We start from the raw sequence: 14,618 nt of genomic DNA on the forward strand, positions 1-14,618 counted from the left end.
GCAAGTGCGGCCGATGAGTTCGTTACACGCTCGTGTTGGGAGTGACGGTTACTGTGACGGTGGTGGCGTCGCCGGAGGCGATGATGATCTTGCCGTTGTCGGTGGATACGACTGTTCCGCCTTCGACGCTGACGGTGTAGCCGTTGGGGTAGTGCACATCGGGGACGGAGATGATGGTTTCTGATCCGGGAGCGAAGCGGCCCTGGCCGTCTACGCGGTCGGTGGTGTAGCTGAATTTGAACGTGCCGTCATTCTCGTTGTAGGACATCGATTGTGGTGTGCCGGCAGTGGTTTGGGCGTAGGGTCGGGTCAGAATTTTCAGGTTGTCCCAGTTGACGTTGTCGCCTTCGAGTGGCTTGCTGGGATCGTCGACCAGCCATTCGACGGTGCCGTCGACACCGCGATAGGTGGTGTTGGCGTAGGACCACTCGGTCCAGCTGAGCAGGTGTTGATCGGCTGGGGCCATCGTCTGATTCAGCGACGATGGGTTACTTGAGGAGCCGAATTCGGTCATGATGGCGGGAATGTTGTGCGCCTTGGCGTAGTCGGCGGCCGTGTTGGCGATGACGTTGACAAAGGGCAGTACCAGGCCACCCAGGTTCAAGAAGGCGTAGTCGTGGAACGACAGGGCGGAGTTGGGGTCGTGGACCGTGCCCAGTCTCACGGGCACCATCGCCGTGGCCGCCACACTGGGTTCGAAGAAGATCGTCGCATCAGGGTTGACGCTGCGAATCGCAGTGGCCACCTGGTTGTAGAACGGGGTCAGCTGCTGGGCTTCATGATATGAGCTGCCGAATAGCGACGGCAGGAACTGATTGCCCGGCCGGGGTTCGTTCATGATCTCGATGCCTACGACGTTGGGGTTGCCGTTGTAGTGATTCGCCAAGTACTGGACCATCGCAGCGTATTCGTTGAGTTGTCCGGCGCCGGTCGGGCCGGGGTCATTCGCCCAGAATTTGTCGAGTGCCGCGTTTTTCGCTGAATCGAAGAAAATGTCGAGTGGGAATCCGATGTTCGACGGAGGTAGTTCGCCGGTGACATAAGTGGGCGGAACGTTCTGGTGAAAGTCCAGCACGGTGACAATGCCGTGATCGCCCAGCATCGCCACGGTTTCGTCCAGTTCGTTGAGATACTCTTCGTCGTAGACCCCGGGTTCGGGCTGTAGCCGCTCCCAGTCGACACCCAACCGCACGACGTTGAATCCGTTGGCGGCCAGGAACGCCGCGTCGTCTTCGCTGAAGCCCTCTTCAGACGGTGTACGGATCGGGTCCGTGATGTCGACGACGTTCATCCCGCGCAAGATGACGACTCTGCCGTCTTCGTCGGTGAACCAAGTGCCGGTGGTGCTGATCGTCGGATGGCCCGGAACCAAGTTCACTCCAGCTTGATTGCCGAAACGGCCAACTTCGCCGTGGTTGCCCAAGCTCCACTGGGCGATGGTGCCGCCGGCCCCACCCAGGGCAGGCAGCCGCCCGGTCAGGCTACCGTCGCCGCCATTGCCGCCGCGTCCGCCGCTGCCCAGCAACCCGGTGGCGTTGCCGCCGTCGCCGCCGACACCGCCAACCCCACCGTCGTTGCCGTCACCACCGGTCCCGCCGATACCGAACAACAATCCTGGCGCGGTGCCACCATCGCCACCCGCGCCACCAGCGGCGGTGCCGGTGGCAGCGCCGCCATCGCCACCCACGCCGCCGAGGCCCATGAGTGATCCCCCGGCTCCGCCGATTCCGCCTGCGGCTTCCGCTCCGCCGGCACCGCCGACACCACCGTTACCGAACAGGCCGGCAGAACCACCATCGCCACCGGCAACGCCGGCCACGGTGCTGTTCCAGCCATCCCCACCATCACCGAATAGCCACCCTCCGTTGGTGCCGTCCGCGTCCGAGGCGCTGGTCCCCGCCGAACCATCGCCGATCGCATACGATCCGGTCACGGTGTTCACGAATCCTGCAAACACCTGGCCCTCGGGAGTGTCGACCCAGTTGGACATCGCGGTGTAGATCGGCGTGTAGACGAACTCGTTGAACTGCTGAGGTAAGTCAGGGGGAGATGCGAACGTTGCGAGTGCCGGATTCGGGGCCGCAGCTGCAGCGGGAGTGCCGGTGGTTGTGCGTGTCGCGTCCAGCGTGGTCGGCTTGGTGCCAGGCCGGCTGAAGCCTGAGCGGGACAGCTCTCGCCGTGTCGCAGCGAGCAGCACCCATGAGGTTGCTACATCCCCCGGCGGCGTCGGGGTGTTCGCCCCCCATGAATCCGCGGCTGGTTTGCGCAGATCCGTTGTCATTTTGGTGATCTCGGCTGCTCCAGGAGCGGACGGGCGGGCAGGTGTGACCGCTGCAGCGTCGCTTTCCGCCTGTTGGTTGCCCTCAGTGGCAGTGGCCTCCGTCGTTCCACTCTGATTCGTGTCCGTTTCGCGAGCCGGTGAGGACCCGCTCGATGGCTTTTCCGCTGTGGGGCCGCTGCTGGGGCTTGAGTCGATGTCGCGTGTTGAGCCTGGCTTGGTCCTGGCGCGTTTGGGATGTGTTGGCTCCTGGCGGTGCCGGTTCTTGCCGGAGGTCGAATCTTTCTGTGCTCGAGGAGAATCAGTGTAAGTGTCGCGGACCGCTGACGATGAGCTCGATGGCTTTTCCTTTGTGGAGCCGATTCGGGGGATCGAGTCGACGTCATCAGTTGAGTCCTGCTTGGCATCGGCACGCTTGGATGTTGTGGGCGCGTGGCGATATCGGTGTTTGCCGGCCGTCGAACGATCCGGTGTGCGTGGAGAAGCAGGGCCCGCTGAACCATTCCTCTCACTTCCGGTCGACGCCGATCGCGCGTTGTCCGACGCGGTGGTCCCGGTGTCTGCACAAGCGGTTCCCTGTCCACCAAAAAGCGCGGCGCCCACACCCAGCGCCACGGCCAGCCCGCCAACCCGCCCGATATACCTCGACGCGCCCATGTGATCTACTCCTTTGTGGATTTCCAAAGTGACCCAGAGCACTTTTACAGCGCGGCCGTTACCTGCCAATGGAATTGCCCACTGAACGGGAGCCGGTCACCATCGCCGGCATTCGGCGCTCACCAAACGCAGAAAAGAACGCGGCACGGTCGAGTTCGACCGCACGTTCATGGCTTGGGCGCCAGGTGCGATCTCGGCAACAATTCGTATACGTGAGAATTGCCGGCCCAGTTGCTGAGAGGCCCACCTACAACCGTTGTTGACGGTCGCGGCGCGCTCCGCACGCCCTGTGCAGTAGGCATGGCGAACTGGTGTTCGTCACCGGTCATGTCTGCCCGAGGGGCGCCACGGAGTGATCCCAAAGCCTTTCAGAGTGCGCAAGGTCCTCCACCCAGCAGGGGGTTGAGTCTGCCGCTGCCGACGATTGCCCGCCTAACATCGCTACCAACCGAAGTATCGGTATCGCCCGGTCTACACCCCTCCCAACCCGTTGCCCTCCGGGACGCCCGGGGATCTGACCCGGACCGAACCCTGATGCATCGCCCTCAACGGCCCCGCCCGACCAGTGGCTCCGATTGGGCGGTGCTAAGTGACTCCAGGTTATAGCTGGAGATCTCATATCTCTTCAACGAGTGGGTTGGGAGTAAGTTCGCGGGCTCTGGCTGGAGATGATGGTATTGCGTCAACACTCCGCTGCCGTGAATCGGACGGGACTTCGCAGGTCGTCAAACTCGATCAGCTCGCTACCGTGTTGCCTGCAGAGACGGTTTACGTAACGGCTGCTGAGCGCCAGGCGCAGATCGCAGCACGCCAACAGGGTTACAACGAGCGTTATCGACCGTATTCGCAGCTGTGCCTCGAACGATCCACTGATCTTTCTCCCGGCCAATGGGCAACCGCGATGTAGATGTCGCCACGTTGGAGAGAATCGGCCGGTGGAAGGAAATCAACGAGAAATGCGAACGAGCTAGGGAAGTGATCGATGAAAACTGTTGATAACAACCAGATCGTCGAAGAACGGCAAATCGAGCGGGCTCTCGTGCAATTCGCACGTGCGATGGATGCCCGCGACTGGCAGGCACTGTCGGAGATCCTGGCTCCCGACGCCGCCGGGGAGTTCGGCACCGGCCGCCTGGAGGGCAGTTCAGCGATCATCGAGATGATCCGAGGATTCCTGGATAACTGCGGAGTGACTCAGCACCTGCTCGGCAACGTGCTCATCGATGTCGACGGTGGCCACGCGACAAGCAGGGCGTATGTGCAAGACCTCCACCTGTCGCGCAGCAATCCGGAACTGACTTTTCACACCCTCGGTGACTATCACGACCGCTGGGAGCGCCGCGATGGCCGCTGGTGGTTGGTCGAGCGGGTGAAAGACAATCGGGGCACCGTGGGTTCGCTCGACGTGTTCGCCGGCTGAATGACGCGCAGCAAGACCGATAGGAAGGTTGACGATGGTCAATAAGCGCACACGGGTGTTCCTGACCGGGGCGACGGGTTACTGGGGACGGTTCACCCTGGATGAGTTCCGGTCCCGCGCTGATCGTTTCGATGTCGTCGCGCTGGTGTTGCCCACACCGGCAGACACCGCGGCGATTCGCCGCTATGAGGACATGCCCAACCTCGAGGTACGTTTCGGTGATCTCACCGACTACACAGACGTCGAATCATGCGTAGCGGGTGCGGATTTCGTCGTGCATCTCGGCGGCATCGTGTCTCCGGTCGGTGACGATGACCCCGAGTTGGCGCACCGGGTGAATGTCGGCAGTATGCGCAATATCGTGCGGGCCGTGCAGGCCCAGCCGAACCCGGCGGCCATCGGTGTCGTCGGTATCGGAACGGTCGCGCAAACCGGGGACCGCAACCCGCCCCATCATTGGGGCCGTATCGGGGACCCCTTGCGCGCAGCGCATTTCGACGGTTACGGGCAGAGTAAGATTGTCGCCGAGAAAGTACTGGTCGACTCGGGTCTCGCAAAGTGGGTGTGGTTGCGCCAGACGGGCATATTCCACCCGGGAATGCTGGCAATCCGTGACCCGATCATGACGCATTCTCCGTTCGAGGGAGTCATGGAGTGGGTCTCGGCCGAGGACTCCGCCCGGCTTTTGGTCAACCTCTGCGAGGACGGCGTGCCATCCGAGTTGTGGTGCGACATCTACAACATCGGCGGTGGCGAGTCCTGGCGGCTCACGAACTGGGAACTGCAGACCCGCATGACGGCGGCCTTCGGCGTGCGTGACGTCCGCAAGTGGTACAACCGCAACTGGTTCGCGACCCGAAACTTTCACGGCCAGTGGTACTCCGATTCCGACGACCTGGAAAAGCTCATCCCGTTCCGCGGTGACACCTTCGATGCTGCTCTTACGCGGGCCGTGGCGGCGAACCCGTCGCTGAAGCTGGCCGGCAAGATGCCACCGTGGATCGTCAAGAACCTCATCCTCAAACCCCTCACCGTAAAGCCACGTGGCACGATGGCATTCATTCGTGACAACGATGAAGCAAAGATCAACGCCTACTTCGGTTCCCACCGTGAGTGGGCTGACATCGGTGACTGGAGCACCTTTTCGCCACCGCAGCCGGACCGGATGCCCGCACTGCTCGACCATGGCTACGACGAAACCAAAGACCCTGCCGAATGGACTACGGCAGATTATGCGGCCGCAGCCGACTTTCGCGGTGGCGAACTACTCTCATCACACGTGGTCGGCAACGATATCGCCACACCGCTGGAATGGCGATGCGCTGACGGACACGAATTCCACGGCAGTCCAAGGCTTGTACTGCGTGGTGGTCACTGGTGCCCGCAATGTGTGCGCGATACCGCCGGCTACCGCCAACAAGCCGAACGCAATCAGTTTCTGGCTCAGCTCGAATTAGGTACCGCAACCGAAGTGCGGTGAGTGTTCATGCCAAGGGGCGACGCGTATGAACCGAACGAAAAGCGGGTGCTCACGGCAATGCCGGGAGCACCCGCTTTCCGGACTTCGCCGGGGACCGCTCAGGCGTGAGCGCCACCATCGACACGAATCTCGGTGCCGGTGATGAACGCGCCGTCGTCAGAGGCGACCATAGCGATGACAGATGCGACAGCGCTTGGGTCTCCGAGAATTTCGCTTTCGGCGCCGTGCAGCAACGGGGTCTGCTTGGCCCAGAGGCCCAGGTCGTATCCTTCTGGCATCTTGTCGAGGGTGCTGTTGGCCAGAGCCGTTGACACCCCGCCGGGCTGGATGTTGACCGCGCGCAGACCCTGCTTCGAGTACTCCAGTGCCAGGGAGTGGGTGAAGCTGAGGATGCCGCCCTTGCTGGCCGCGTAGGCCGCCATATACGGGTGGGCAAATGTCGCGGCGGTAGAGGTGAAGTTGACCACGACACCGCGCCGTGATTCGAGTAGTGCCGGGAGCGCCTGACGGGTCATCAGGAAGGTTCCGGTGAGGTTGACCGCCAGGGTGCGGCTCCACTCCTCGAGGCTGGTCTCGTGGGTGTGCGAACACGTCTGCATGGCAGCCACATTGACCAGTACCTCAAGCCCGCCCAGCTCGGCCACCGCCCCCGACACGGCGGCGATGACGTCGTCCTCGCGCGATATGTCGAGGATTGCCGTGGTGAGCCGCTTGGCGGTGCCGGCACCTTCTGCGGCCGCGGTGGTCGCGGCCAGCCCGTCGGCGGAGATGTCGTAGCCGACCACCGTCGCGCCTTCGTCGAGCAGGCGGGCCACCGTGGCCGCGCCGATCCCGGAGCCGGCGCCGGTGACGATCACACGGCGATCTGAGAAGCGGTCCATTGAATACCCCTGGGAATCAAGCGAGTTGAAATGCGGAGATCGGAGCCTCGTCCGGGTAGCTGCTGGGCCCGCCGAGGTCGTAGGCGGCGTTGAGGGCACCGATGAACTGCGGATCGTGCAACGGCTCGCCGGGAACGTCCAGGTTGATGCCCTTGCCCTTGAGGTCGTCGACCATCATTCCGATGGCCCGTTCGATCGTGATGTCGTCCGATCCGTCCATGTTCTTCTTGAGTTCGTCGTAATCGGAGAACACCTCGGCCGACCAGTGCACGAGGAACCGGAGTTCGTCGGTGTGGTGGCGGGCGATCACGTCTTCGCCGTTCTTCAGCAGCCATTGGTCGCGGTCCGCCGGGTCTCCGGTGAACACGGTGTCGAACGCCAGCCCGGCCGGAACCTGTTGCTCCACTGGGCCGTTGGCTTCCCCGCGGTGCATCATCATCTCGTTCTGCACCACGACGCCGCGGTTGTTGATCGGCGGCAGCACCCTGGCGGGCGGCTTGAGCGGACCGTCGGGCCAGTAGGTGAAGCCCGAACCTTCGTCGAGGGAGAACCAGGTGATCACCTGGGCCATCTTGATCAGGTAGTCGGTGAACAGACCGGACTTGCCCATCACGCTGCACAGCCAGGTCGGGGCGTTCTCGTGGCGGACGCCGCGGAAGCTGGGGGAGTCCAGATGACCGGGGTCGCGGTTGGCGCAGGGCCCGTTGATGTTGAACAGCATCATCTCGGGCTTGGCGTATTCGGCGTTCCAGTAGCTCTTGGCCTGCTCGATGAAGCCGGCGTTGTAGAAGCAATCGTGCAGCTCGGGATACAGGACGGTGCCGTAGTTGGCCAGGTAGCCGCGGAACGTCGGGGTGAGGAACAGGTCCAGCGACGGGGTGAACCCCTCCGGGAAGGCGCCGCTCATCGTGGCCATCAACTCGTCCGCCGAGGCGAAGTGCTGGGCGATGATCAGCTTCCACGGACCCTGGTTGTGCACAACGTCGAGCAGTCTGCGCTTCTGGTCTTCGGTGTAGATATCGCTGAGCTCGCAGGGCGGGGCCGCAGGACGCAGGATGTCGGACAGCGCGAGACGCTGCTCATCGGTCAGCATGGTGATCTCCTTCGATGGTGTGTTGTCGATTGTGGGCAGCGCTCAACCCTGCGAGGGTGCAGCCGTCCGTTGATCGGGAGACTCGTTGCTTCCGAGTGGGTGGGCGAATTTGGCCTTGAGCAGTGCACCGACCTCGGCCATCGCCAAGCGGCCGCGTGCGGTGGCTTCTGAGCGCATCAGAAAGCCGTGGTACATACCGGGATAGCGGGTGAGAGTGGTCTGGACTCCGGCGTCACGCAGCCTTTCGGCATACCGCTCGCCCCAATCGCGGATGGGGTCGCACTCGCCGGTCACGACGATCGCCGGGGGCAGCCCGCTCAGATCACCGGCGTAGGCCGGCACCTGATACGGGTCGCGTGGCGATCCGCCGCTGCGATCGACCAATTCATGCATGTAGACGATGTCGGTGTGGCTCAGCATCGGTGCATCCGGCATGGAGGTGATCGACGCGGCGCCCATGTCGCGGTCCAGACCCGGATACAACAGCACCTGGGCGCAGATCCTCGGGCCATCATGATCGCGGGCCGCCAATGCCACTGCGGCAGCAAGTGATCCGCCGGCACTGTCGCCGACGACGGCAAGGCGGTCTGGGTCGAGTCCGAGTTCACCGGCGTGGCCGGCCACCCATTCGGTGGCCACATACGCGTCATCGAATTGAGCAGGCGGCGGCGATTCCGGTGCCAACCGGTATTCGACGGCCACCACGGCGGCACCGCTGGCCTGCGCGAGCGCACGCGCCGTGGGTTCGAACGACCGGTTCGAACCCATCACGAGCCCGCCCCCGTGCAGATACACCAGGACCGGCAGCCCGGGCTCGAGGCTGGGCCGATACAACCGCAACGGGATCGGGCCGGCCGGGCTCGGGGCGGTCAGATCGTCGATACCTGCCATGGCAGGCATTTCGGGCAGAGGCGCGGATTCGACACCTTCCCGCACGGCCGCCAAGCCGCGGGCCCGCATGGGAGCCATCTCGCCGAACGAAGCAACTCTGGCGGCCGCATCGGGATCAAGTGGGGGATAAGTCATTTCAGTTCTGCGCGGGGTCGAATCGGCGCTCGGTCCGTAACCGGGGAGCCTCCTGGTTGCTCAATACCCGGGCCCGCTCGGCCATCGCCGAGCCGACGTAGTCGGGTTGGGTGAGTAGATAGAACCGGCCTTCGGCGGCCTGGTCGAACACCACTTCGGCGGCGGCGAGCGGATCCATCGCCTCGGCTTTGATGTCGAGCATCGCGGCGCGTTGTCCTTCGGCAGCACCGGTGTCCCCGGAGTCCACCCCGCCGGCCGACTCGAAGATCTCGGAGACCACGGCCCCAGGCAGCACCGCCTGCACGTGCACATGGTGGTCGTGACCGGCGGCTTGCACCTCCAGATGCAGACACTCGGTGAGCGCCAGGACCGCGTGCTTGCTCATGATGTAGGGCGCCTGCAGCGGAACGACGGCGACTCCGCCGATCGAGGACAGGTTCCAGACCCACGCCGGAGCGTCGGTCGCCATCATCTTCGGCAGGAATGCCTTGATGCCGTGGAACACTCCGCTGATGTTGATGTCGACGACGCGTTGCCAATTGGAAACCGGGGTGTCCCACAGATAACCGAATTGCTCGACACCGGCGTTGTTCACCAGCAGTCGCACCGGCCCGATGTCGCGGTAGACCTCCTCGGCCATCGCCTGCACGGCGTCGGCATCACGCACATCGCACACCACGGCGACGGCAGACCCACCGGCGGCGACGATCTCGTCGCGCAGGTCCGCGACGGCGGCCGCGTTGATGTCGACCAGCACCACCGTCATGCCCGACCGGCCGGCATGCCGCGCCAGGCCGGCGCCGATCCCGGCGCCGGCACCCGTGATGACAGCGACCCCGCCGCCGAAGACCTCTCGGGCGTTCACGCGGATTGGGCGCCGGCGGCGACCTTGGCGGTGTGCTGCGCGAGCGGGATCGAATCCTCGGCGTCGAGCACGACATTCAGCGAGGTGAACACCAGGCCGGCTTCCGAACGCCGGATTCCGGCGTCGACGATACCGCTGGACACCGCGAACGGAACGTTGTTGGTGATCTGGTTGACGTACAGATAGAAGCGGACGTTGGTGACCTCGCCGTCGACGCCGGTACGGAACACATTGGTGGCGTGATGACGGCACGGGTACGGATTCTCGTTGCGATGCTCGATGAGCCAGGCCCAGGTCTCGGCCTTACCGTGCAGCTCGGCGGCCAGCAGGTGCTCGAATGGGCAGGCCCCGGAGTCTGAGCGGCTCAGGTACTCCATCTCGTCGGCGAGGCGGGCGCCCACCTCGTCGAAGTGGCCCTGGTCGTAGTGGTACCAGAAACCGGAGATGAACTCCTGGACATCGGACAGCGTGATCTCGTTGCTCATGCCGGCAGTCAACCCGGGATGTGGTGGCGGTAACAGCACCCGTGACCGGTCAGCGGAACACAGAAACCCCTAATCGCCGGCGATCAACGCCCACAGTTGCCGTCCGCCTGCCGCAACGGCCGCCGCCGCAACCCGGTCATCCCAGAAGCGCACGGAGCCGAATTCCGAGCGCCAGGCCAGAGCTGCGCGGGTGAACTCGTGCAGCCGATGTTCGTGCGTGGTGCCGATCGCGCCGTGCACCTGGTGCGCGTTGCGGGTCACGACCGAGACGGCATGCCCGGCGCAGGATCGCGCGGTCGCAATCTGGAAGTCCAGTTGAGCTGACTGCCAGTCCGTTCCGATCGCAGTGTGGAGCGCAGCCTCGGTGGCGGCCCGCGCCAGCGCCGACTCCGCCGCCGCATCCGAGATCAGGTTCTGAATCGCCTGGAACTTCGCCAGCGGACGCCCGAACTGCACCCGTGACGCCACGTGTTCGATGGACAGCGCCACAGCACGATCGAGCGCTGCGCATACCTGGATCGCCCGTATCACCGCCGATTTGCGGCCGAGCTGCTCTACCAGGCTGGTGGGCACCGGATGGCCGGTGATTCCGGTGGTGTCGACGGTGATGGTGTCGCGCGGCTCGCCGATCAGGTTGGTGCCTGTAGCGAGCGAGAGTTCCGCGGTGTCGAACTCGGTGAGCCGGTATTCGTCGCCGGCCGGCCAGAGCGCGACGATCCGTTCGGCCTCAGCCGCCCAGGGCACAGATGTGGTGGATTCGCCGCTGAGTGGAGCCACATACACCGTTCGCACGGCGTCATCGACGGGTCGGCCGAGGGCCTCCAATAGCCAACAGGCCAGCAGGTCGTGTTCGGCCAGTGGGATGCGGACGCCGTGACGGACTGCGGCACTGAGCAACTCAGCAGCCTCGAGCCAACCTGCGCCGCTGCCACCGGATTCCTCGGCGCCGGTCAGGCGGACCAGTCCCAGGGAGTCGAGCCGCTGCCACAGTGCGCGGTCGTACCCGACACGTTCGCCGGGGCCGCCGGTGGGTGTGGTCTGGCGGTAGTCGGAGAAGACGCCGTCCATCATGGCCGCCAGGTCGGGGTCCACGGCGGACAGCGTGCTCGGAGCGAGGTCGGTGGTGTTCATCGCATACCCAATCCCCGCGCGATGACACCGCGCAGTACTTCGTTGGTTCCGCCGCGCAACGTGAAGCCGGGGCGCTGGTCCACCGCGTTGGCGACCAGGTGCGCCCACTCGGCGTGCCTGGCGGCGTCATCTCCGGTCTGCCGGTCGGCGAAGTCGGCGATGTCGCCTTCGACCGTGGTGCCGAGGACCTTGACGACCGCTGCCGGAACATCGGGATTCTCACCGCGTTCCAGGGCGCCGGCCACCGCGGTCGACATGTGATGCAGTCCGGCCACTCGCGCGACGAGACGGCCCAATTCGGCATCATCGGAGGTGTTTTCGAGTGCGAGGGGCAGCAGCGGGAACGTCGACAGGAATCTCTCCGGCCCGCTGCGCTCGAAGCTCAGTTCGGAGGTGACCTGGGTCCAGCCGCGGCCGATCTCGCCGAAGACCATGGCATCCGGAATGAACACCTCGTCGAGCACGACCTCGTTGAAGTGATGCCCGCCGTTCATCGAGATGATCGGGCGGACCTGCACCCCCGGGGCGCGCAGGTCGACGATGAACTGGCTCAAACCCGCATGCCGGTGCGACGGATCGACCGGTTCGGTGCGGGCCAGCACGATGAAGGCATGAGCACGGTGCGCTCCCGACGTCCATACCTTGGTCCCGGTGATCGACCACCCGCCATCGACCGGTACCGCACGGGTGCGCACGCTGGCCAGATCGGAGCCGGAATCCGGTTCGCTCATCCCAATTCCGAAGAAACACTCACCGCGCACGATGCGAGGTAAGAACTCTGACTTCTGCTCTTCTGTCCCGTATTTCAGGAGCGACGGCACGATCTGGCGGTCGGCGATCCAATGAGCGGCAACCGGTGCGCCCGCGGCCAGCAGTTCTTCGGTCACGACGAACCGTTCCTGAAACGAGCGGCCGTGACCGCCGTAGTGCACGGGAACCGTCATGCCCAGCCAGCCCTGCATCGCCAGGGATGCGGTGAAATTCTCGTCCCACCCGCACAACCAGGCATCGACGGAAGGTCTGAATGCCCCGGCGGCCAACTGTTCGGCCAGGAAGCTACGGACTTCCCGACGTAACTGGTCCAGGTGTGCGTCGCTCACGATGTCCGCCACTTCGCGATGCGCTGTTGGTGTACCGCGTCGTGGTGGGCCAGCGGTTGCATCGCCGCCGCCATCGCCAGGGTCGATTCCAGGGAGCCGGTCGTCGATTCCTGCAACAGGCGCTTGGCCATCCGCAGCGCGTGCGGCGGGTTGACCGCGATCCGGTCCGCCAGTGCCCGTGCTTCATTCAGAAGGTCCTCGTGGGGCACGACACGGCTGACCAGTCCCCACCCCAACGCCGTTGCCGCATCGATCCGTTCACCGGTGAACGTGAGCTCAGCGGCACGGGCGTAACCGATGGCACGAGGCAGGAACCAGGTTCCGCCATCGCCCGGGATGAGGCCGAGCTGCACGAAGCTCTCGGCGAAGCACGCGCGCTCGGAAGCGATCCTGATGTCGCACATCATCGCCAGATCGCACCCGGCGCCGATGGCCGCGCCGTTGACCGCCGCAATAAGGGGCACCTCCAGGCGTCCCAGCGCACGTGGGATCCGTTGGATCCCATCGATGTAGGCCCGTCGCTGGTCGATGGCATCCAGACCGAACATGCCATGGCGGTCGGCCATCTCCTTGACGTTGCCGCCGGCGGAGAATATCTTGCCGGCCCCGGTGAGGATGACCGCACCCACGGTGTTGTCAGAGTTGGCCGCATCGACGTTGTCCTCGAATGCGGCGATGATGTCCTTGCCGGTGATGGCATTGCCGACGTCGGGCAGGGTGATCGTCCAAATTTGCACCGATCCGTCGGTGTGGACGTCGAGCGGTGAGGTCACGCACGCTCCTTGAGCTGAAGGGATTTGGTCTGGAGGTATTCCTCGAAGCCGAACCGGCCCAATTCGCGGCCGATCCCGGACTTCTTGTACCCGCCGAACGGGGCCGCCGGGTTGTACGCGCCGCCGTTGATGTCGAGTTGCCCGGTCTGCACCTGACGGGCGAAGGCGATGGCATCGTCGTCGGTGGCACCCCAGACCGCGCCCGAGAGACCGTAGGGGGTGCCGTTGGCGATGCGCAGTGCATCGTCGGTATCGGTGAAGGGTGTCACGGCCAGCACGGGGCCGAACACTTCTTCCTGACCGAGTTCGGAGTCGGGATCCACATCGGCGAAAACCGTTGGTGCCACGTAGTACCCGACGTCGCGGATCGGTTCCGCGCCGCCGATCAGTAGCCGAGCACCGTCACGCTGGGCGCGCTCTATGAAGCCACGCACCGAGTCGAACTGCGACCGCGACGCCGACGGTCCGATCCGGGTCGCCGGGTCGCGCGGATCACCCACGGTATAGCGGCCCACAGCCGATTCGATCAGGTCCAGCGCCTCGCCATATCGATTCTGCGGCACCAGCATCCTGGTCCACGCCATGCAGGTCTGCCCGCCGTTGAGGAAGGCATTGCCCACCCCGACCTTGACCGCAGTCGCCAGATCGGCGCCGTCGAGGATGACGTTGGCCGACTTGCCGCCGAGCTCGAGGGCGACCTTCTTGATCGACTGGCCTGCCAGTTCTCCGACGCGCGCACCCACACTGGTGGACCCCGTGAACGAGACGAAGTCGACGTCGGGATGCGAGGCGAGACGTTCGCCGATCACCCGACCAGGGCCCGAGACGAGATTGATGGTCCCCGGTGGCAGGCCCGCCTCTTCGCAGGCTTCGACGAAGGCGAACACCGAAAGCGGGGCCTCGTTACTGGGTTTGAGCACGACGGGACAGCCCGCGGCGATGGCGGGCAGCACCTTGGCGACCACCTGGTAGAGCGGGTAGTTCCACGGCGTGATGGCCCCAACGACGCCGTAGGGCTCCCTCAGGACCAGCGAATTGCCGATGCGCTCTTCGAATTCGAAGGTCTCCAGCACATCGGCGAAACCCTTGGCCACCGCCAGCGGTACCTGCGTCTGCACCGTCTGCGCGATGCGGATGGGTGCACCCATCTCGGCGGTGATGAGTTCGGCGATTTCGGCTAGGCGTTTCTCCATCGCAGCGATGACCCGCTGCACCCGGTCCCGGCGTTCGTCAAGGGTGATGAGCGGGTCGAACGCCTGACGGGCCGCGGCCACCGCGGTGTCGACGTCGGCGGCGTCGCCATTGGGCACGTGGCCGATCACTTCTTCGGTCGCCGGGTCGACAACGTCGATGAACCCGTCCCCCGAGGGGGTGATCCAGCTGCCGTCGATGAACAGTCTGTCGTGTTCGAAAGTGGGCACTGTCATCC

General features: G+C 64.6%; 12 protein-coding genes. 2 read left to right on the forward strand and 10 right to left on the reverse strand.

Features of this window, described 5'->3' with window-relative positions:
* Positions 1–22: 22 nt before the first annotated feature.
* The gene (locus tag QQ25_RS31505) at positions 23–2,281 is read right to left on the reverse strand and encodes a cellulase family glycosylhydrolase (RefSeq protein ID WP_157847800.1); all 2,259 of its coding nucleotides are present in this window, start codon (positions 2,279–2,281) and stop codon (positions 23–25) included.
* A gap of 1,636 nt (positions 2,282–3,917) precedes the next feature.
* Here QQ25_RS31505 and QQ25_RS04230 point away from each other — a divergent pair.
* Both QQ25_RS04230 and QQ25_RS04235 read left to right on the forward strand, forming a co-directional pair.
* Entirely contained in the window at positions 3,918–4,355 is a 438-nt protein-coding gene (locus tag QQ25_RS04230) for a nuclear transport factor 2 family protein (RefSeq protein ID WP_039377379.1), read from the forward strand.
* A gap of 34 nt (positions 4,356–4,389) precedes the next feature.
* Complete coding sequence (locus QQ25_RS04235) at positions 4,390–5,835, forward strand: NAD-dependent epimerase/dehydratase family protein (RefSeq protein ID WP_039377380.1); 1,446 nt, start codon at positions 4,390–4,392, stop codon at positions 5,833–5,835.
* A gap of 98 nt (positions 5,836–5,933) precedes the next feature.
* Here QQ25_RS04235 and QQ25_RS04240 read toward each other — a convergent pair whose 3' ends face one another.
* The 9 genes from QQ25_RS04240 to QQ25_RS04280 form a co-directional block, all read right to left on the reverse strand.
* Complete coding sequence (locus tag QQ25_RS04240) at positions 5,934–6,716, reverse strand: SDR family NAD(P)-dependent oxidoreductase (protein ID WP_039377381.1); 783 nt, start codon at positions 6,714–6,716, stop codon at positions 5,934–5,936.
* A gap of 16 nt (positions 6,717–6,732) precedes the next feature.
* Complete coding sequence (locus QQ25_RS04245) at positions 6,733–7,809, reverse strand: hypothetical protein (protein WP_039377382.1); 1,077 nt, start codon at positions 7,807–7,809, stop codon at positions 6,733–6,735.
* A gap of 42 nt (positions 7,810–7,851) precedes the next feature.
* Positions 7,852–8,835, reverse strand: a complete 984-nt coding sequence (locus QQ25_RS04250; protein ID WP_039377385.1) for an alpha/beta hydrolase — start codon at positions 8,833–8,835, stop codon at positions 7,852–7,854.
* Between the two features lies 1 nt (position 8,836).
* Positions 8,837–9,700, reverse strand: coding sequence for an SDR family oxidoreductase (locus QQ25_RS04255; protein WP_039377388.1), 864 nt, complete (start codon positions 9,698–9,700; stop codon positions 8,837–8,839).
* Complete coding sequence (locus QQ25_RS04260; RefSeq protein WP_039377394.1) at positions 9,697–10,185, reverse strand: hypothetical protein; 489 nt, start codon at positions 10,183–10,185, stop codon at positions 9,697–9,699. The genes QQ25_RS04255 and QQ25_RS04260 overlap by 4 nt, the downstream gene beginning before the upstream one ends.
* Before the next feature lie 69 nt (positions 10,186–10,254).
* Positions 10,255–11,316 carry an acyl-CoA dehydrogenase family protein gene (locus QQ25_RS04265; protein WP_039377396.1) on the reverse strand — a complete coding sequence of 354 codons (1,062 nt, stop codon included), beginning with the start codon at positions 11,314–11,316 and terminating at the stop codon, positions 10,255–10,257.
* Positions 11,313–12,419, reverse strand: coding sequence for an acyl-CoA dehydrogenase family protein (locus tag QQ25_RS04270; RefSeq protein ID WP_039377779.1), 1,107 nt, complete (start codon positions 12,417–12,419; stop codon positions 11,313–11,315). The genes QQ25_RS04265 and QQ25_RS04270 overlap by 4 nt, the downstream gene beginning before the upstream one ends.
* Positions 12,413–13,189, reverse strand: a complete 777-nt coding sequence (locus QQ25_RS04275) for a crotonase/enoyl-CoA hydratase family protein (protein WP_039377398.1) — start codon at positions 13,187–13,189, stop codon at positions 12,413–12,415. The genes QQ25_RS04270 and QQ25_RS04275 overlap by 7 nt, the downstream gene beginning before the upstream one ends.
* Entirely contained in the window at positions 13,186–14,616 is a 1,431-nt protein-coding gene (locus QQ25_RS04280) for an aldehyde dehydrogenase family protein (RefSeq protein WP_039377400.1), read from the reverse strand. The genes QQ25_RS04275 and QQ25_RS04280 overlap by 4 nt, the downstream gene beginning before the upstream one ends.
* Positions 14,617–14,618: the final 2 nt, after the last annotated feature.

The organism is Mycolicibacterium setense (assembly GCF_000805385.1).
In the GTDB taxonomy this organism is placed as follows: domain Bacteria; phylum Actinomycetota; class Actinomycetes; order Mycobacteriales; family Mycobacteriaceae; genus Mycobacterium; species Mycobacterium setense.